Origin of the sequence: Streptomyces acidicola, from assembly GCF_009377235.1 — a bacterium.
GTDB classification, from domain to species: Bacteria; Actinomycetota; Actinomycetes; order Streptomycetales; family Streptomycetaceae; genus Streptomyces; species Streptomyces acidicola.
Genome location: NZ_VMNX01000001.1, coordinates 133,747 through 149,858 on the forward strand (window position 1 = coordinate 133,747; position 16,112 = coordinate 149,858).

30 protein-coding genes are annotated in these 16,112 nt (G+C 67.3%); 23 read left to right on the top strand and 7 right to left on the bottom strand.

Going from position 1 to position 16,112, the window contains the following annotated elements; translation table 11 throughout:
* Window positions 1–35: 35 nt before the first annotated feature.
* Entirely contained in the window at window positions 36–491 is a 456-nt protein-coding gene (locus tag FPZ41_RS01000; protein WP_322619686.1) for a peptidase inhibitor family I36 protein, read from the bottom strand.
* Between the two features lie 140 nt (window positions 492–631).
* On the opposite strand from FPZ41_RS01000, the gene FPZ41_RS01005 reads away from it, so the two are divergent.
* The 4 genes from FPZ41_RS01005 to FPZ41_RS01020 all read left to right on the top strand — a co-directional run bounded on the left by FPZ41_RS01005 (window position 632) and on the right by FPZ41_RS01020 (window position 2,468).
* The gene (locus FPZ41_RS01005; RefSeq protein WP_152857912.1) at window positions 632–916 is read left to right on the top strand and encodes a hypothetical protein; all 285 of its coding nucleotides are present in this window, start codon (window positions 632–634) and stop codon (window positions 914–916) included.
* An 18-nt stretch (window positions 917–934) separates the two neighbouring features.
* Window positions 935–1,186, top strand: coding sequence for a type II toxin-antitoxin system RelE family toxin (locus tag FPZ41_RS01010; RefSeq protein WP_152857914.1), 252 nt, complete (start codon window positions 935–937; stop codon window positions 1,184–1,186).
* 91 nt (window positions 1,187–1,277) lie between these two features.
* On the top strand, window positions 1,278–1,643 hold the full coding sequence (locus FPZ41_RS01015) for a hypothetical protein (RefSeq protein ID WP_152857916.1): 366 nt from the start codon (window positions 1,278–1,280) through the stop codon (window positions 1,641–1,643).
* A 156-nt stretch (window positions 1,644–1,799) separates the two neighbouring features.
* Window positions 1,800–2,468, top strand: coding sequence for a DUF4352 domain-containing protein (locus FPZ41_RS01020; RefSeq protein WP_194235931.1), 669 nt, complete (start codon window positions 1,800–1,802; stop codon window positions 2,466–2,468).
* Between the two features lie 56 nt (window positions 2,469–2,524).
* On the opposite strand, the gene FPZ41_RS01025 is transcribed toward FPZ41_RS01020, so the two are convergent.
* On the bottom strand, window positions 2,525–2,908 hold the full coding sequence (locus FPZ41_RS01025) for a DUF6083 domain-containing protein (protein WP_152857920.1): 384 nt from the start codon (window positions 2,906–2,908) through the stop codon (window positions 2,525–2,527).
* A 261-nt stretch (window positions 2,909–3,169) separates the two neighbouring features.
* On the opposite strand from FPZ41_RS01025, the gene FPZ41_RS01030 reads away from it, so the two are divergent.
* Window positions 3,170–3,577 (top strand): hypothetical protein, encoded by a 408-nt coding sequence (locus tag FPZ41_RS01030; RefSeq protein WP_152857922.1) that lies wholly within the window; start codon window positions 3,170–3,172, stop codon window positions 3,575–3,577.
* Window positions 3,578–3,642: 65 nt separating this feature from the next.
* Here FPZ41_RS01030 and FPZ41_RS01035 read toward each other — a convergent pair whose 3' ends face one another.
* Together FPZ41_RS01035 and FPZ41_RS46780 are read right to left on the bottom strand one after the other, a co-directional pair.
* The gene (locus FPZ41_RS01035) at window positions 3,643–3,888 is read right to left on the bottom strand and encodes a hypothetical protein (RefSeq protein WP_152857924.1); all 246 of its coding nucleotides are present in this window, start codon (window positions 3,886–3,888) and stop codon (window positions 3,643–3,645) included.
* A 136-nt stretch (window positions 3,889–4,024) separates the two neighbouring features.
* Window positions 4,025–4,261 carry a hypothetical protein gene (locus FPZ41_RS46780; protein ID WP_194235932.1) on the bottom strand — a complete coding sequence of 79 codons (237 nt, stop codon included), beginning with the start codon at window positions 4,259–4,261 and terminating at the stop codon, window positions 4,025–4,027.
* 635 nt (window positions 4,262–4,896) lie between these two features.
* On the opposite strand from FPZ41_RS46780, the gene FPZ41_RS01040 reads away from it, so the two are divergent.
* On the top strand, window positions 4,897–5,457 hold the full coding sequence (locus FPZ41_RS01040) for a hypothetical protein (protein WP_152857926.1): 561 nt from the start codon (window positions 4,897–4,899) through the stop codon (window positions 5,455–5,457).
* Window positions 5,458–5,475: 18 nt separating this feature from the next.
* Here FPZ41_RS01040 and FPZ41_RS01045 read toward each other — a convergent pair whose 3' ends face one another.
* Window positions 5,476–5,874, bottom strand: coding sequence for an NUDIX hydrolase (locus FPZ41_RS01045; protein ID WP_322619687.1), 399 nt, complete (start codon window positions 5,872–5,874; stop codon window positions 5,476–5,478).
* Window positions 5,875–7,081: 1,207 nt separating this feature from the next.
* Between FPZ41_RS01045 and FPZ41_RS01050 the strand changes: the two genes are divergently transcribed.
* A complete protein-coding gene (locus FPZ41_RS01050) occupies window positions 7,082–7,372 on the top strand; it encodes a GIY-YIG nuclease family protein (protein WP_152857928.1) in 291 nt (96 codons plus the stop codon).
* Between the two features lie 51 nt (window positions 7,373–7,423).
* Here FPZ41_RS01050 and FPZ41_RS01055 read toward each other — a convergent pair whose 3' ends face one another.
* Both FPZ41_RS01055 and FPZ41_RS46785 read right to left on the bottom strand, forming a co-directional pair.
* On the bottom strand, window positions 7,424–7,858 hold the full coding sequence (locus tag FPZ41_RS01055) for a DUF6907 domain-containing protein (protein ID WP_152857930.1): 435 nt from the start codon (window positions 7,856–7,858) through the stop codon (window positions 7,424–7,426).
* Between the two features lie 624 nt (window positions 7,859–8,482).
* Window positions 8,483–8,620, bottom strand: coding sequence for a hypothetical protein (locus FPZ41_RS46785; RefSeq protein ID WP_194235933.1), 138 nt, complete (start codon window positions 8,618–8,620; stop codon window positions 8,483–8,485).
* A gap of 116 nt (window positions 8,621–8,736) precedes the next feature.
* Here FPZ41_RS46785 and FPZ41_RS01060 point away from each other — a divergent pair, with 116 nt between their 5' ends.
* From FPZ41_RS01060 to FPZ41_RS01125, 16 genes are all read left to right on the top strand, one after another.
* Window positions 8,737–9,156, top strand: a complete 420-nt coding sequence (locus FPZ41_RS01060; protein ID WP_152857932.1) for a TIGR03668 family PPOX class F420-dependent oxidoreductase — start codon at window positions 8,737–8,739, stop codon at window positions 9,154–9,156.
* A gap of 59 nt (window positions 9,157–9,215) precedes the next feature.
* The gene (locus FPZ41_RS01065) at window positions 9,216–10,007 is read left to right on the top strand and encodes a GntR family transcriptional regulator (RefSeq protein WP_152857934.1); all 792 of its coding nucleotides are present in this window, start codon (window positions 9,216–9,218) and stop codon (window positions 10,005–10,007) included.
* Window positions 10,008–10,185: 178 nt separating this feature from the next.
* Window positions 10,186–10,506, top strand: a complete 321-nt coding sequence (locus tag FPZ41_RS01070; protein ID WP_407698738.1) for a helix-turn-helix domain-containing protein — start codon at window positions 10,186–10,188, stop codon at window positions 10,504–10,506.
* Window positions 10,506–10,712: a hypothetical protein gene (locus tag FPZ41_RS01075; protein WP_152857936.1), complete on the top strand. Its 207-nt coding sequence runs from the start codon at window positions 10,506–10,508 to the stop codon at window positions 10,710–10,712. Before FPZ41_RS01070 ends, FPZ41_RS01075 begins: the two co-directional genes overlap by 1 nt.
* On the top strand, window positions 10,709–10,987 hold the full coding sequence (locus tag FPZ41_RS01080) for a hypothetical protein (protein ID WP_152857938.1): 279 nt from the start codon (window positions 10,709–10,711) through the stop codon (window positions 10,985–10,987). Before FPZ41_RS01075 ends, FPZ41_RS01080 begins: the two co-directional genes overlap by 4 nt.
* Window positions 10,987–11,370: a hypothetical protein gene (locus FPZ41_RS01085; RefSeq protein WP_152857940.1), complete on the top strand. Its 384-nt coding sequence runs from the start codon at window positions 10,987–10,989 to the stop codon at window positions 11,368–11,370. Before FPZ41_RS01080 ends, FPZ41_RS01085 begins: the two co-directional genes overlap by 1 nt.
* Window positions 11,370–11,546 carry a hypothetical protein gene (locus tag FPZ41_RS46790; protein ID WP_407698739.1) on the top strand — a complete coding sequence of 59 codons (177 nt, stop codon included), beginning with the start codon at window positions 11,370–11,372 and terminating at the stop codon, window positions 11,544–11,546. The genes FPZ41_RS01085 and FPZ41_RS46790 overlap by 1 nt, the downstream gene beginning before the upstream one ends.
* Window positions 11,543–11,671, top strand: a complete 129-nt coding sequence (locus tag FPZ41_RS49315; RefSeq protein ID WP_265584185.1) for a hypothetical protein — start codon at window positions 11,543–11,545, stop codon at window positions 11,669–11,671. The genes FPZ41_RS46790 and FPZ41_RS49315 overlap by 4 nt, the downstream gene beginning before the upstream one ends.
* 100 nt (window positions 11,672–11,771) lie before the next feature.
* Window positions 11,772–12,008: a hypothetical protein gene (locus FPZ41_RS01090; RefSeq protein WP_152857942.1), complete on the top strand. Its 237-nt coding sequence runs from the start codon at window positions 11,772–11,774 to the stop codon at window positions 12,006–12,008.
* Complete coding sequence (locus FPZ41_RS01095) at window positions 12,008–12,388, top strand: RapZ C-terminal domain-containing protein (protein WP_152857944.1); 381 nt, start codon at window positions 12,008–12,010, stop codon at window positions 12,386–12,388. Before FPZ41_RS01090 ends, FPZ41_RS01095 begins: the two co-directional genes overlap by 1 nt.
* 150 nt (window positions 12,389–12,538) lie before the next feature.
* Window positions 12,539–12,727, top strand: coding sequence for a hypothetical protein (locus tag FPZ41_RS01100; protein ID WP_152857946.1), 189 nt, complete (start codon window positions 12,539–12,541; stop codon window positions 12,725–12,727).
* A gap of 37 nt (window positions 12,728–12,764) precedes the next feature.
* Window positions 12,765–12,968: a hypothetical protein gene (locus FPZ41_RS01105; protein WP_152857948.1), complete on the top strand. Its 204-nt coding sequence runs from the start codon at window positions 12,765–12,767 to the stop codon at window positions 12,966–12,968.
* 99 nt (window positions 12,969–13,067) lie between these two features.
* Window positions 13,068–13,592 carry a hypothetical protein gene (locus FPZ41_RS01110; RefSeq protein WP_152857950.1) on the top strand — a complete coding sequence of 175 codons (525 nt, stop codon included), beginning with the start codon at window positions 13,068–13,070 and terminating at the stop codon, window positions 13,590–13,592.
* Between the two features lie 15 nt (window positions 13,593–13,607).
* Window positions 13,608–14,249 carry a hypothetical protein gene (locus FPZ41_RS01115; RefSeq protein ID WP_152857953.1) on the top strand — a complete coding sequence of 214 codons (642 nt, stop codon included), beginning with the start codon at window positions 13,608–13,610 and terminating at the stop codon, window positions 14,247–14,249.
* Entirely contained in the window at window positions 14,246–15,565 is a 1,320-nt protein-coding gene (locus FPZ41_RS01120; protein ID WP_152857955.1) for a hypothetical protein, read from the top strand. Before FPZ41_RS01115 ends, FPZ41_RS01120 begins: the two co-directional genes overlap by 4 nt.
* A 24-nt stretch (window positions 15,566–15,589) precedes the next feature.
* Complete coding sequence (locus FPZ41_RS01125; RefSeq protein ID WP_152857957.1) at window positions 15,590–16,063, top strand: hypothetical protein; 474 nt, start codon at window positions 15,590–15,592, stop codon at window positions 16,061–16,063.
* Window positions 16,064–16,112 lie beyond the last annotated feature (49 nt).

Below are 16,112 nucleotides of genomic sequence, written 5' to 3' on the forward strand. Positions count from 1 at the left end.
GTGTTGAGCGGCAGGGGCTTCAGCCTTGGGGGTGTTCAACCGCAGCCGTTGCGGTTGATCTTCAGAGAGCGAGTCTGGTCGTTGAGGTTGTAGCCGCGCAGATCATGAATGGAACCACCGCTGCGGGTCACACACGCCCAGCGACCGCTGTAGTTCCGCTTCTCATAGACACGGGCAGTACGGCCGGAGTTGTTACGGATCGAACTGCCCCGGTCACGGATCGAGGACGGCAGATCCTTCACACCACCATCCACGGCCCGCCGCACCCACGGCTGCCCACCAAAGTTGATCTCCGGGTAGATGCAGACATAGCCGTCCGGGCAGTCGATACCAGCCCGCCCAGCCGTGGTGCTGCCGGAAGCAGAAACGGGAAAAGCCAGCGGCGCCAGAGCCAAGGCGGCAACGGCCGCGGCACGCATCACTTGATTCATCACGACACCAGACATACGGGGTACCGGCGGCCAGGAAGACGGTTTGGCCTGCAGGTTCACCCCAGCGGTCGAGCGCCACCGGGCGCGCGCCCGGCGGGCGACGCAACCCGTCCGGCCGGGGCAACCCGGCCATCGGCTCCTCAGGGTTCACTTACTCACGCTAGTCTCGAATCAACCAGCACTTTCGGCCGGAGGCAGCGATGAGCGAGCAGTCGTGGACGATCGAGCGCATCACCGAAGCGCTCGGCAACCCTGCCCTCGCCCAGCGCTTCCTCGGCGAGATCAACCGGGCCCCGGCGCATGAGCTACTCCAGGTGTTCGCCAAATGGCAGCGGATCGCCCAAAACACCCTGAACGCCTTCGAAGGCAGCAGCGAAATCGTGGCCGCTGTACAGCGCGGCGAGGAACCCCCAGGTGACTGGATCGACGGCACAGAACGTCTCCTGCAGGCAGCTGAGCGAATCGGGTCACAAGGCGCCGCCTGACCTGCCACCCTTAACCGGGTGTACAAGCTCCGCTACTCGAAGGCCGTCGAAGCCGTCTGGGACGCCCTCCCCGACGACGCCAGAGCCGAACTCGACCGCGCCCTCATCGGGATCTGCCAAGACCCCTGGGCCCACACGGAGCCCCGCAGCGACGACCTACGCGACGTGGAGCGGACATGCGCCCTCCAGCACACCGCAATCGCCCTCCTCGTCATCGCCGCACCACCCGTCCGGCGCGTCTACCTCCGCAACATCGACTACCTCGGCTGAACACGAACAAGCCTTCGTCCGGCCGGCGGACCGGATACATCGTGCCGTGGCCCCATTCCGAGGCCGGCCGCCGTGACCGTAGGGTTCGAGGGTGGATGAGTCCCAGACATGGCAGATCGACGTAGACGGCCCGATCATCGTCGGCCCGGCGGATACAGACCGGCTTGAACACCTCTACGACGGGCTATACGACGACAGCACCTACGGCGCACCAGAGCCCCCCATGCCCGAGGCCCGCACCGTCGCCTGCCCCCAATGCGGCAGGCAGCGCAACCTGATCGCCACCGGACGATGGACCGACCCGGCCCGCATGAAATGCCCCGACGACGGCCAGGAATGGACCGAAGACGCCACCGACCAGCACACCGGCCTCACCCTCATGCAAGCACTCATCCAGGGATCCACTGCGGGCACGAGTTCCCGTCCGTCACACCCGCACTCGGAGAAGCCATCCTGAGTCGCAGGACGTGACAGTGCCCCTCGCCCGGACGGGCGGACGAGGCGCGCTCCTTTGTGCACCCTCACGTGGTCACGGTTCGCGCACAACGCCTCCGTAACGTGCGCCACATGCGGGATGATCCGCTCTTCAGCAGCACCACCCTCGGGGGGGATCATGAGCCAGAACGTCACGCCGCCAATGCCCGGATATGAGCCACCCACCGCGCCGCCGGCGCCGAACAAGAACCGCACGGTCCTCATCGCCACCGCAGCAGCAGTAGCAGCCGCGGCCATCGCGGCAACCATCACCGCAGGCGTCACCGGCAACAGCGAAGCCAGCCCCGCACCCACCGTCACAGTCACCGAGACGGCAGCACCCGAAGCCGACACCGCAGAGGCGGAGGACGCGGCAACAACGACCGTCGAGACTGACTTCAAGGTCGGCGAAAAGGCCGACAACGGGGGAGCAGTCGTCAAGATCACCAAGGTCGTGGAGAGCAACACCATCACCCTGGCCGGGGCGCAAAAGAACGCAGGCGACGGCGCCAAATACGTCACCCTGAAGACCGTCGTCACCAACGAGACGAAGGCCAGCATGGACCTCACCTGCTCGCTGCCCATCGTCAGCGCCCTCATCGACGACCAAGACCGCCGCTACGACACGATCGAAAACCTCTACGAGGTCGCAGACAACCCGGAATGCAACGCACAACTCCAGCCGGGCTTCAAGGACGACATGCAATTCGTCTACCGCGTACCGAAAGACGCGAAGATCACGATGTGGGAGTTCTATCCATACGACCTGGAGAACGAACCCACCCCCACCCTCGTAGACCTCACCTGACGCGCCTGCGCCCCGATCCGCCTCCGGGACCGGGGCGCAGCGCCAGCCCGCACCATCTACCCCGCGTCCGGCAACTCGACCTCCGCCATCACCGCCGGATCCGCATTCGCCAGCCGCTCAGCCGCCCGCCCGTTCTCCTCCCGCAACGTGGTCAGCCACGGCCACAGATCGGGCAGCTGCTGGCCCGAACAGGCGAGCCGGTGCTCGATCCGGCAACGCTGCGCCGCATCCGGCGGACACACCCCGTACACGGTCACGCGGCCATCCGACACCGTGATCCACCGATGCTCGGCCGGCACCAGATGCGCCAGCACATCCACGCCCGGCTCCAACATCACCCAATCGTGCTCTAGCGTCGGCACCCGCTCCTGCGGTAGCCCGCACTTCGGGCACGTGTGTATCTGCTCGCCGCCCAACCGCGGCACCCCATCCGCCCCCATATCGTGAGCGTGCGCGCAGGGCAGCTACGGCACACGGCAGCATTCGGACGGGAACACTGCGGCGTGACAGGTGCACGGCGGCAGGCGAGGCGGCAGGCGTATCCGCCCGGCACAGCAGCCACGGTGGGCGCGGCCGGGCGGGCGGCCTAGACAGAGCAGGTCGTTCGTCAGACTGGCGTCCACATGACGCCCCGCCGATCACCACCCGGTCCCGAGCGCGCCTACACAGACAGCACCGCCATGCCCTATAGGCAAAGCCGCATGCCGCTCCTCCACGCCCCAGTGCCCAGCCTCCGCCAAGCCATCGAGCACCGCTACGGCAACGCCGACTGCTGGCCGATGCCCATCCAGGCCGCCACAGCACACCTCACCGTCCTCGAAGACCTGATCGGCGACCTATACGCCCCAGTCCTTCAGCGCGCCATCGAAGCGATCTACACCGAGATCGAGGAACCCACCCGCCACGACTTCCTCAACGTCCGCCGACAGCAAGCCTTCGAACGGCGCTTCGGAACCGGACCAGACCCTCGGCTCGACATCGCATACACGACGCTCAACGGCATCGAGACCCTGCTCGGGAAAGACACCTACCGCCAGGTGATCCGCGCAGCCTACGAAGCACGCCACCTCGTGCAGTGCTCCTCGCGAATCACGCGCGGTGCCACGTAGGGGTGAACAGCCAGCGCGACATCAGGCCCCGCACCGGGAAACCGGGCGGGGCCTTCGCCGCCTAGTCAGGCGGCTTCCTCCACCTCCGGCGGCCTCTTCCCGTTCAGCACCTGACGCACCCACCCCTCCGACAGGCCCAGCCGGGCCGCCAGCTCCGGCACCTGCACCCCGCGCCCGAATGCCCCACGCAGCGCCGCATTCCGCTGCCGCTGCAGCCGCTCCGTCGCCGCCTTACTCGCCACCGTCCGGTGCAACACCACCGCCACCGCCAGCAGCACCCAACCCGTCACGTCGTTCAACCTGCGCTGCATGCAGACCCCCCAGTCAGTGCACCGTCATCCGACCTACACAACGGTCAGCGGTACACGGCGGTGCGACAAGGGCGCAGACCAGGCGCAAATGCAGACCGCCCCCGCCCTGTTGGGCGGGGGCGGTCTGAGGGTTCGGCTACAGCTCGGTGAGTTCGTATGGCTCCGGCAGCGGTGGCATCGGCACCCGCAGCGCCCGCCCGAGCATCGCCCGCGCCATCAACTCCCACTCCGCCGCCGGCCGGGACGCGGGGCGCACGAAGAGCAGCCGGCCGTCAGGATGGACCGCCGCACCCCCGGTGAAGCCCGGGTCCGTATCCAGCACCGCCACCTCCACGCCGAACTCGGCGAGCAGAGAATCGAGCGGGGCGTCCAACAGGTGCTCGGTGGTTAAGGCATCCCGATCCGACAAGAAATTCTTTACCACCATCTTTGCTACGCTCCCCACGGAGCCTCCATTCTGGCGAGTAGGGGTTCTCACTGATCAGCGAGGTGATGACTCGCTGGTCGACCAGGCCGGGCGGGTGAAGACCGCCCGGCCTGACGCATTCCTGGAACCTAACTGACGGGCTCGTATGAGACAGCTAGATCCGGCACGGCCTTCTCGCGTATGAAGATGAGTCACAACCCAACCCGGGCTGACACGGAAAGTTCGGCTGAGCTGGACTTTTACATAAAGTTGCGCGCCGATGACCTGCATCATTACCACTGACGACATAGCCCCCTGGCTCTCGCCATAAATCCAATTAGGCAACGTGCAGCCCGGCAAACCGGACATAGTGCCGGTGGCAGGATGGCCGAATCCGAACAATGCCATGTCGGTTTGCTTGCCAGGAAGCACCGCCACTGCCGGAAGCGGCGCCAGGTAGGCGGTGTAGACGCGGCAGCGCCCTCTCCCGAGGTCAGGGAGAGGGCGCCTTTGTGTGTAAAGCTACGAGCTCAGCCAGGCCCGACCGGCTGGTAGTAAGTTCGTCCCACCACATGATCGATAGGGGGCGCATGAAGTGGGCCATGAGCGACGACTACGCCGCACTCATCACCACAATCATCCTGGCGGCACTACTGATCGGCTCAGTACAGCTCGCAAGCCTGCTGCGCCGGTTCGTCGGGGCGTTCGTTGAATCGGCTCAGCGAGGCGTGAACGCACAGAACAGCGCCATCGACGCCATTCAACGCGAAGAAGACCCCGAACCAGACGACCTGGAGGCGATAACCGTCGCAGTCCGGCCTGGTCGCGTGCTGCGCAAGGCGATACCTGCACTGGCCGCTGCGATCATCTGGCTGGGCATTTGCGGCCCCCTCGTATGGATACTCATCAAAGTCCTGTTCTGGTCTGCAACACACGAACCGCAGACAGACCCCCAACTGGCCAAAGCATCCTTCTACGTGACTGCTGGCGCCGTAGCAGTACTCGTTATCGAAGGCATGGTCCGAGTCGTGGCTGAGGCCCTGAGGAACATGAAGAGGGCGCTGAACAGCTACACCCCCCCGACACGCGAGCAAAGGTCCAAACTTTTCGAAGCCCTTGCACGGCATGCCGGAACTTCCAGCAACGAGCCCGACAGCCACTGACGCAGACAGAGCGACGGCTCACGCACCCAAGGCGTCATCCAGAAAAGCCTGAACCGGCCCGAACAGCCCGCCAGGGATCCGCTCGGGAATCTCGCCGAGGCGCACCCAGGCGACCTCCGCGACCTCCCGCGGACTCGCCACCCGCGCATCCCCGGCCAGCCGACGGCAGGCCACGTACACCATCCGGCGGCCCGAACCCGGATGCAGCCGCTCACCGAGGAGCTGCACCGGCTCGACCGTCACGCCCGCCTCCTCCAAGGCCTCCCGCGCGGCAGCCGCGGCAGGTGTCTCGTCGGGCTCTACCTTGCCCGACGGGAGCGTCCACAACAGGGCGCCCTCCGGGACGCGGCGGCGGATCAAGAGCAGACGGTTCGCGTGGACGACCACCGCGGCGGCGATCGGCGGGTTGGATGCCACGAGGCTCCCTTCGGCGACGAGCGGACACGGTAACGACCAACGCCCACGCCATGTGGCGGGGGAATTGCGTCAGTGCGGCGAGTAGTTGCACGAATATCGCCATAACTGGCAGCGAAAGTAGGAGAATTGGAAGCCTAAATACCGCGCGGCCCAGGCGGTGGTGGTGCACCATCCGGGGCCGCTTCGGAGACTGCGAAGGAGTCCCCGTGTGACAACTGTACAGAAGCTCTCACCGCGCTCGCAGGCAGCGTGGGACGCGTTCCAAGAGCGGGTCGCCCAGCTTGGCGGTGTGGTTTTGGAGACAGAATGGCTAGGAAAGAACACGCAGCACCGGGTGCGCTGTCCGGAAGGGCACGAGTGCACACCTGCGCCGAGCTCCGTGCAGCAAGGCAGCGGCATCTGCCGCGCATGCGCAGGACGCGACCCGAAGGCCGCTGAAGTCGCTTTCCGGGCGCGTCTCAAGGCATTGGGCGCCGTGCTGCTTGAGCCCGTCTGGCTTGGTAGCAGAAAGCCACACCGAGTGATCTGTGTCGGAGGTCACGAGTGCAGCCCCCGTCCGGCAGATGTGCAGCAGGGTCGCGGCCTCTGTAGGGCGTGCGCAGGCAAGGAACCCGGCTCCTCCGAGGCTGCATTCAGGGCACGCGTCACAGAACTTGGCGGTGAAGTCCTGGAGACGGAATGGCTTGGCAGGGCCACACCGCACCGGGTCCGCTGCGCAGCCGGCCACGCCTGCACACCGCGCCCGAGCAGCGTCCTGCAGGGACAGGGAATCTGCGGGGCGTGTGCGGGCCGGGACCCGAAAGTCGCGTGGGCCGCCTTCCGGACCCGCGTGGCGGAACTGGGCGGAACCGTCCTGGAGACGGAATGGTTGGGCAGGGCCCCGCATAGGGTGCGTTGCACGGTCGGCCATGAATGCACGCCAACCCCCAGCAATGTCCTGCAGGGACAGGGAATCTGCGGGGCGTGTGCGGGAAATGATTCAAAGGTGGCCGAGAGCCAATTCCGGGCACGCGTCGCGGAGCTCGGTGGCGTTGTCCTTGAGCTCAAATGGCTTGGCAATAAGCAGCCTCACCGCGTGCGATGCGCGAAGGGCCATGAGTGCTCACCCACGCCGGGCGCTGTGCAGCAAGGGTGCGGTATCTGCCGGGTGTGCGCAGGTAGGTCATGGGATGTGTTCTACGTCGTTGTTGACGAGATCAATGACACCGTGAAGTTCGGTATCACATCGGGAGATCCGCGTCCTCGGCTTAGTGACCATGCCCGTGACGGCTTCGACTGCGTCATACGCCTCATCGAGGGACTGCCCGGTGACCTGGCGCCGCGGCTGGAACGAGCCGTCCTCGCCGCGCTACGAGATGCTCGCGAGGCGCCGGTGCGTGGCCGCGAGTACTTTCCCGCGCGCGTTCTGGGCCTGGTCCTCGACGTGGTCGACGGGTGGACCAGGTCGCCAGCGCCAGTCGAGGAGCCGGAGCAGCTCGCCCTCGATGTTGCCGCGTAGAACATCAGAAAGGCGCTCTCGGCATATAACCGGGAGCGCCTTTCTGGTGTTTTAGGAGGCGATGGCGCGGGCCATGTCCCGGAGCTTCTCCAGGTTGGCGATGGTCTTGTCGCAGAACTCCGCCACATGCTGCGGGTCCATGTAGTAGCCGTTGGCGGTCGTGCCGTCCTCGGCGAAGATGAACGGGCGCCGCTTGTCCTCTTCGCTGCTGTACGGGTCCAGGCCCATGCGGAAGTAGGCGAGCAGCTCCGTACCGTCCCGGTGCGGGAGCTCGATGTCGACGTCCGGGCCCGAATGCCAGATGTCCTCGACGGCCACCTGGCGGTCGTTGGCGTGGTCCTGCGTGCACCACGCGGGGTCTTCGATCCACACGTGCCGGGCGCTACCCTCGCGCCCGATCAGCGCCGGCACCAGCCGGAAATCGGGAGAGACGGAGGGAGCGGCGGGCGCCGCAGAGACGGCAGACTCGCTGTGCAGTACGCTCATCGAGATTCCTTCTTTCGCGAGATGGATCACTGGTCAGCGAGTGGCGACTCGCTGTCGAACAGCGGCCGGGCGTGGCGACGCCCGGCCGTTCGTCGTCTTGGCGGAACGGCGACAAGTGAGACGCTAGATCACGCCACCGGGAGCGGGTACGAAAATCGGATGCCCCCGCCGCCCCCGAGCAGGTGGCACAACCCGATCAACGGCGCACCACCGCGTGCAAACCCAATGTCACACGGGGTACTTTCCACCTTGCATTTCTTGCGAGGCGGGAAACCGGGGACTTGGATGAGTCCCGGAGGCGACAGCATCTGACAGCTCCATTGGACGGCTGAAAATCGTCGATCTTCATAGGCGGCGGCCTCCGGCGACCGGGCGTTCGCGTTCGTCGTGGGGCGGGCCAGAACTTAGCTCGTGGCGGGGCTGGCGTGCGACCCAGGCCCGAAGTGATCACATAGATTCGGCAGGTCTCTAACCAGCCGATTCTTGCGAATCCTCAAAATGAGAATGTGTCACCCGGACCTCCCAACTGTGGACTTTCCTATGCGCAAGTCGCCTACGAAACCGCAAACCGGGCCAAGAGGCCCGAACCACAGGCGTCTGCGTCCGCGCTCCTTTGGCGGGAAGTCACCCGTCACCAGTACCCCGGGCTCGGTAAGAGGGCGTGAGTCGTGCCACTCGTCTGGTCGAGATGCCGACGTAGGGCAGGACGTCGTCGGCATCGTAGTAGCGGTAGAGCGCGGTGCGCTCGGTGGATTCGGGCATGCCGCTCCTTCATGGTCATCTTCACTTGGGTATCCAAGATGACCCACCGAAAGTAGCGCCACTGCCGCGGAGCGTGCAAGTGGTGCGACGAATCGCGATGTAGGTAGCGTCGAGCCATGGAGATGCCAGAGGTGGAGCGGCGCCAGCGTTTCGCGGACGCCAGGGTGTTGCGCCTGTCGACGGCGGACGCCGAGGGTAAGCCGCACCTGGTGCCGGCGACTTTCGCCGTCGTGGGCGACCGCGTGGTGATAGCGGTGGACCACAAGCCAAAGCGCCACACCAATCTGAAGCGACTTCGGAACATCCAGGAGAATCCCGCAGTCTCCCTGCTCGTCGATCACTTCGATGAGGACTGGGAGCGGTTGTGGTGGGTTCGCGCGGACGGCCTGGCGCGAGTGCTTGAGAACGTTGACGCCGACGAACTTGTACAGGCGCTCCTATCCAAGTACGACCAATACCGCGACCGGCGCCCGAGCGGCCCGGTGATCGAGATTCATGTGAACCGCTGGTCAGGGTGGGTGGCGCACGCGGAGTAGACGCGCAACTTGGATATCCCGCTACGCTGACTTTGGGTATCCAAGCAGTCAGGAGCGCGATGTCAACCAACCCGTCCAAAGTTCCGCCCTTCAGGCGGATCGCCAATGAGCTCAGAGCCGAGATCCTCCGGGGGGACCTGTCGCCCGGGGACAAGATTCCGTCACAGGAGCAGCTTGAGCAGCGCTTCGGGGCCAGCCGCGCCACCGTGCGTAAGGGAGTGGCTGTGCTGGCGACGGAAGGGCTCGTTACGACCAGCCAGGGAAAGGCATCCATCGTCCGGGAGCGCCCCAGCGTGAGTCTGCGGCAGACGGGCAGTATCTATCGGGCACGCCGTGCGACCGGGGAAGCGAACTTCAACGCTGAGGCCCGAGCTCAGGGGCAGCGCGTCCATCAAGAGATTCGCGAGGTGGTCGAAGCGCCCGCCCCGGAGGTGATCGCCGAACGCTTTCGGCTAGCGCCAGGGGCACCCGTCGTCGTTCGACGGCTACTCTTCGTCGCAGAGAGCAAGGACGGGGGGGCTGACACGCCCTTGCAGTTGTGTGACGGCTACTACGATGCGGCCGTTGCGAGGGAGACGCGGCTGGCGGAGGCGCGCCTGATTAAGGGGGGTGCCAACGCCCTCATTGAGGACCCTGACGGCCCCATAGGGCGTCGCATCACGCAATTCATCGAAGACCTCGACATCCGCATGCCCTACCCGCACGAGATCGAGCAGCTCAACATCCCCGTGGGTGTGCCCGTCGCCCGCGTGATCCGCACCGCCTACGACTCCGCCGGGGACGTACTCGAAGTCCTCGACTCCATCGTTCCGTGTGATCGACACGTCTTCCGATACGTGATCGATGTGTAAGCGGCGTTACTCCAGCTGAGCCCCCAACTGCCTAGCAGCTGGGGGCTTTTTGCTGCCCTTGTACTTGTCGCAGCACTTGCATACCCAAGCTGTAGCGGCTACGGTCTCACTAGTCGCAACATGGATATCCAAGATGCGGCAACCCAGTCCTGACCTGCCCAAATGACCGGAGGCCTCTGTGCCCACGCCCAACGACGAACTCGCCGAAGAGCTCGCCCAGTTGCAGGGCGCGCTCAAGCCGGCAGAGGTCGCCGAGTACCTGGAAGTCCACCCCGCGACCGTCTACCGCCTGATCGCTAGCGGGCAGTTGCGCACCATTCGGATCGGGAGCGGCCGGAAGCGCCGCACCGGTCTCAAGGTGCCGCAGTCCGCCGTCGTCGAGTACCTGCGCAGCTCCCAGCCGTTCAAGCCGGGGGACGGTGCGACCGGCGCTCTACGAATCCCCGAGTCCGTCCTGAACTCGACGGACACCCTTTCGTCCGCCACGGAGGTGGCCTGATGAGCACCACCGCAACCCCCGCCCTCACCCCGGGCGACATCTATGTGGCTGCTGCCCGCGCCGACCATCTCGCACGCTGCGTCTCTTGCCGGGAGATTGCCGACGCGGTCGAGGCTGCGGCCGTCGAGAACGGTGAGTCGATGCAGCGCCGTGACCGCATCCAGCTCGGCTTCCGCGTCGCGCGCTCCGGGGCGGTGACGGCATGACCGCCCCCACCCCCACCGCTCCGCTGCCGCCGGCTGCGCTGGATGCGATGGACCACTTGGAGCTGCGGCTCCGCTTCCCGAAGTCTGTCGTCGATGCGGTCGTCGTGTACGAGACCGCGGCTCTGCGTGCCGCTGATTTGGCTGCGAAGGCTGCGACCGGCAAGGGTCTGCCTGCGCTGGATGTGCGGTCGTGGGAGTTCGCCGAGGATCTGATGGCCGCCGCGAAGGCGACGCTGGTCGAGGCCGGCCGCCTGGACCTGATTGGCGGTGCGTGATGACTGTGCCGTCCCGTCTGCTTGACTCGGCCGCCGAGCAGGTCCGCGCCTTCAATCACGTGTCGCGGGACACGGGCGACGAGTGGCGTTTCCCGTCGCACTCCTACGATGCGCTCGGCAACCTCGCCCACTTGGTGCGGATGCTGGGTCAGGCGATCGAGCAGGCCACGTTCCCAGCGGAGCGCACTCATCGGGCTGGCCGGCTCATCATCGACGGCGGGTTGGACGCTGACGAGCAGGTGCGGCGTATGCGGAATGCGCTCGCCGCCGCTAGCACGCACGCCACCGACCTTGCTGCTGCCCTCGACCGTATGCACTCGGCGACGTCGCCGATGGCTGTCGACACGACCGGTCTGGTCGGCTTCGAAGACGGGGAGGCATGATGGCCGCCCGCATTGTGCACGCCGAGTTCCCGGCGTCTCACCCCCGTGGTTCGTGGCCGGCGGAGGAGGAGGCGCAGCGCCTCCGCCAGTCCGGTACCCCGGCCGAGGTCCGCATGGATCTGCGAACCGACCGCTTCCTGGTCGTCTCGAAGTCCGAGGGCGGTGAGCAGTCGTGACGGAGCAGGAAGCCGCGGACGCCTTGGCCGCCCAGCGGATCGCGGAGGCTCTGGCCGCCGCGGAGGCTGCTGAGCGTGCCGCTGCCGAGGCCGCGCGTCTGGCCGCTGCCCAGCAGCAGAAGTAACCCCTCAAGCCGCCGCGGCTGGCGGACCTCCTTTCCCCCCCGTCCTGTCAGCCGCGGCACCCCATCCCTATCCCGTACTTCCTGAAAGGGCTCATGAGCCATGTCTCCGTACCTGTTGTCTGCCGATCTGGGTGTTACCGAGCTGGGCCAGCGAGCCCGCGCCACCACGACGGTCGCCGAGGCCACCGTCCTCAGCATCACCGATCTGTTCGCCGCGTTCGCCGAGGCCCGCGCGGCGGGCGACCAGGCCCGCATGGATGCGATCCGCGCCGCCGCCGCGCTCGACCCCGCTCTGGCGGCCGAGCTGGACGGCTTCGACTACGAGGCCGCTGCCTGATGGCCACGGTGGAGATCGTCAGCTTCGGCTTCGGCCATGCGGGCGCCCCGGCCGCGCATCTGGTGCTGGATCTGCGCGAGCACTTCCGGGACCCGCACGTGGACCCGCGGATGCGCGAGCTGACCGGGTTCGACCGGCTGGTGCGGCGCACGGTTCTCCACACCAGCGGTGTGCGGCGGCTCCTGCGGGCGTCGACCCGGCAGGTGCAGGCGTTCGTGGCGGGCCCGTCGGGCGGGCGGATCGTGGTCGCCCCGGGTTGTGCGGGCGGCAGGCACAGGTCGGTTGTGGTGGCCGAGCAGCTGGCCCGCCGGCTCCGCCGCCGCGGCCACGAGGTGACCGTCGAGCATCGCGACATCCGCCTGCCGGTCATCGACCGGTAGCCACCGAGCCGCCGCTCCCTCGCGCATCCGTCTCCCCCACGGCCGCGAGGGAGCGGCACCCAGCCCCGGCCAGGCCGAACACGGGCCACGCCTCACCAGCAGACCGGGGCGCTGCACCACCAACTCAACCTTCGAACTGAGGAGTACTGCATGGCTTCCGAGCGCCACTTCCGCCCGGCCGGCTACTACAGCACCGACCAGCTGAGGCAGCAGATCGGCGAGGACATCGCCGACTTTCACGGTGCCGGGCACGGCGATTCCGTCGACAGCCTGCTCGACGAGCTGAACCAGGTCAACAACGGCACCTGGAAGCCCAACCATCCGATCAACGGCCGTTGACCGGCTGTCCGCCTACCCGACCCGAGAGGACCGTCTGATGGCCGCCATGGACTCGCCGTTCTCCCCGCCGGTGCGAGCTGCAGCTGACGCTGCGCTGGCTGCGCTGGGTGATGGCCGTACCGGCGATGCCGCCCAGCTGCTGACCGCGGTGGCCCAGGAGGGCACGTGGCGGGACGCCGTGATGGCCGCCGAGATCGTGCTCGCCGCCCACCACACCAACAACCACAAGCCGGCCGCCTGAGCGGCTGCCCGCCTCGCCCGTCTCGCACGGACGAGGCCGAGGGGAACCGCAGTCAGCGGCATCCAACCTGATCACCCACTGACCTGAGAGGAGTCCGTCATGCGCAGCAGCCTGCACCGGGTCGGCCGCCAGTATGCGGCCACCATCGACCGCATCAACGCCGCCGCTGGCGCTGCTGTGGATCTCGTCGAGGCGCAGCTGCGTGGCTGCGTGGGCTCGGTCGAGCTCGCGGTGTCGAGTGAGTCCGGCATGTGGGAGCTCGTCGCCGACGCCCACCGGCCGATGTTCGGGCGGCAGGACCCGAAGGTGTGGCGGTACGAGCGCAATGCCTTTGGCACCACCACGATCACCCGGTCCGGGGTGTTGGTCGTCATCAATGCGCAGGCCTGCCGCGGGCGGGATGCCGAGGTCGACAAGACGCTGCTGCACGAGTTCACGCACGCCGTGCAGTTCAACCGGTCGGGCGCACGCGATCTGATCATGCGGAGTCTCGCCAACAACTACGGCATCCAGCCCATGACCCGCGCCGAGGCCAAGGCCGCGAACAAGCGTGTCGACGCCGACGAGCGCGAAGCCGCCCACATGGAACGCCACCACCCCCTGCTCGCCCAGAACATCACCTGAAAGGACTGATCCACCGTGACCGCCGCCCCGGCCAACATCGCCCCCTGGCACACCAACGTGTACGTGGACGGCGTCGCGTACCCCACCCGCCACTACGCCCTCCTCGACGAGGACGACGACGGCACCGAAACCGTCCTCGGCTTGAAGCCCGACGAACTGCACTACATCCGCGCCATCCACGAGGCCGCCCACGCCGTCACCGCGATCGCCGGAGGCGCGCACCTCCACCACGCCCAAATCGAGACCCTCGACAGTGCCACCGACAACGGAGGCGTCACCGAGGCCTGCGGCCTGGACGACGGCAACCTCTACGCCGTCTTCAGCGGGGCCGGGGAACGGGCCAACGACCGCTGGCTGCGCGAAGCCGGCCTGTGGACGCCGCGGCTGGCCGTCGCTGTCGAGTCCGGAGCCCGCAGCGATCGCGCCAGTTTCCTGGAGGTCAACCCGCACGTGGGCTTCGGTGACCGAGAGGTCGACTACCGCGTCGTTCACGACCTTGCCGACCAGGTCATCGACCGCCACTGGCGAGAGATCAACGTCGTCGCTGACGCCCTCGTACAGCAGATCCGCCTGGACGGCGACGACATCGCCGGCCTGATCCGCATCCCCAACGGCCCGCACCGGGCCCGTAACACGGAAGGGAACGAAGCACCGTGACCGCCACATCCGTCGAGAAGGTCAACGGCGCATCGCTGGCCCAGCCCGAGCGCGGCTTTGACGCCGTCGCCCTGGCCGAGGCGGAGGCGATCCGGACACGCGCGGAAGCCGAAGCCGCTGCCCTCCGCACCGAAGCGGCCGGCAAGGCCGAGGCCGAGAAGGTCAGGGCCGTCGAGGAAGCTGAGAAGCTGCGGCTCGCCAACGAGAAGCAGCGGCTGCGCCTGGAGAAGGACCAGGTCGACCACGACGCCTACGTCGCCAAGAAGGAGGCCGAGGCCGCCAAGTCGCGCGCCGAGAAGGAGAAGGCCGAGCAGGCCGATGTCGACCAGGCCGCCAGCGAGGAGCAGCGCGCCAAGGAGCAGGAACGCAGCGAGAACCTGTGGAAGTGGGGGGCCCGCGGTATCTATCTCGTCGGGTTGGTCATCGCCGCGCCCGTGCAGTTCCTCGCCTTCTGGGACAGGGAGCGCCCGTTCCTCGTCGCCGCCCCCGCGCTGCTGGAGGGCCTGGCGCTCGTTCTCGCCTGCGGTGCCGCATGGGCCGTCGCCCACCGTCGGGACGTCCTCCCGTACCGCATCGGCATCATGGCTGGCGCGCTGATTGCCGCAGGCATCAACCTGTGGCACGGCATCACTGACCCGGCGATCGGGTTGAACGCCGGCCTGATTGGAACCATCGCCTCGCTGGGCGGGCCGATCGTGCTCATGGCCTACGAGCACGGCATCGCGCAGAAGGTCGATGGCATCCCGTCGCTGCGGGAGCGTCGAGCCGCTGCCCGAGCCAAGGCCGAAGCGGATGCAGCCCGCGAGAAGACGCGCAGCGAGAAGCAGGCGGCCGAGGCGAAGGCTGCCGCTGACAAGGCTGCCGCGCAGAAGCGCGCGGAGGAGGAGCAGGCACGCAAGGACGTCGACCGCAAGGCCAGCCACCCCGACGTGTGGGAGGTCGCCGACGCCCTCCGTGCCGCGCGAGGTTCCGCGTTCGTCACCGAGCAGATCTGGGCCGAGTCCTGGCTCCTCGTCACCGGCTGCAAGACCGTCGGTATCCGCGCCGAAATCGAGGCTCAGTCGCGGGCCGCGCAGGCGCACATGCGGACCGTCACCGAGGCCCCCATCTTCGGTGAGTTGTCGCTGGTCAATTCCCAACGACCCTCGCGCCCCAAGAAGGACCCGAACGCACCCGACGGGCGCCGCAACAACGGTGGTACTCCGCCCGTGCGTCGTCCCGGCGACAGCCAGCCGAACAGCCCCCTTGCCCGCACCCAGGCCCGCGCCGAGCGGACCCCCGAGCCCGCCAAGAACTCCCGCCCGAACGCCAACTAACCCACCCCATTGGAGAGATCAGAAATGAACGCGACCCTTCGCAAGATTGCCGTCTCGGGCGGCGCGGCCGTAGCCCTCCTCGGAGGCGCCACCGCCACCGCCGTGGCGGCTAGCCCGGAGCACGAGGCGACCGTCATCGCAATCGCCCGTACCGACACCGGACCGGGCAGCGCTGACGGCATCACGGGCGACCTCACCCCCAACGGCGGCGTCGGCGCGCCGCTGCAGAACCCCGCCAACGGACAGGTCCCGGCCGGCTACAACCAGCAGATCCAGACCCAGGCATCCGGTGGCGTCATCGGCGCCGGTGTCGTCGCGATCCTCGTGCTCGGGATCATCGTGGTCGTCCGCATCAAGGGCCGGGACGTCAAGGTCGGCGACGCCGTCGTCCTCACCCTGTTCGGGATCGCCGTGTCCGGCACTGTCATCGGCGCCCTGGGTGACCAGCTCACCGACTCCGCCATCGGGTCCATCGGCAGCATGCTCGGCGGCCTCTAGCCCACCTCGCGGGGCCCGCAGATCCGGGCCCCGCACCCACCCCAGGAAG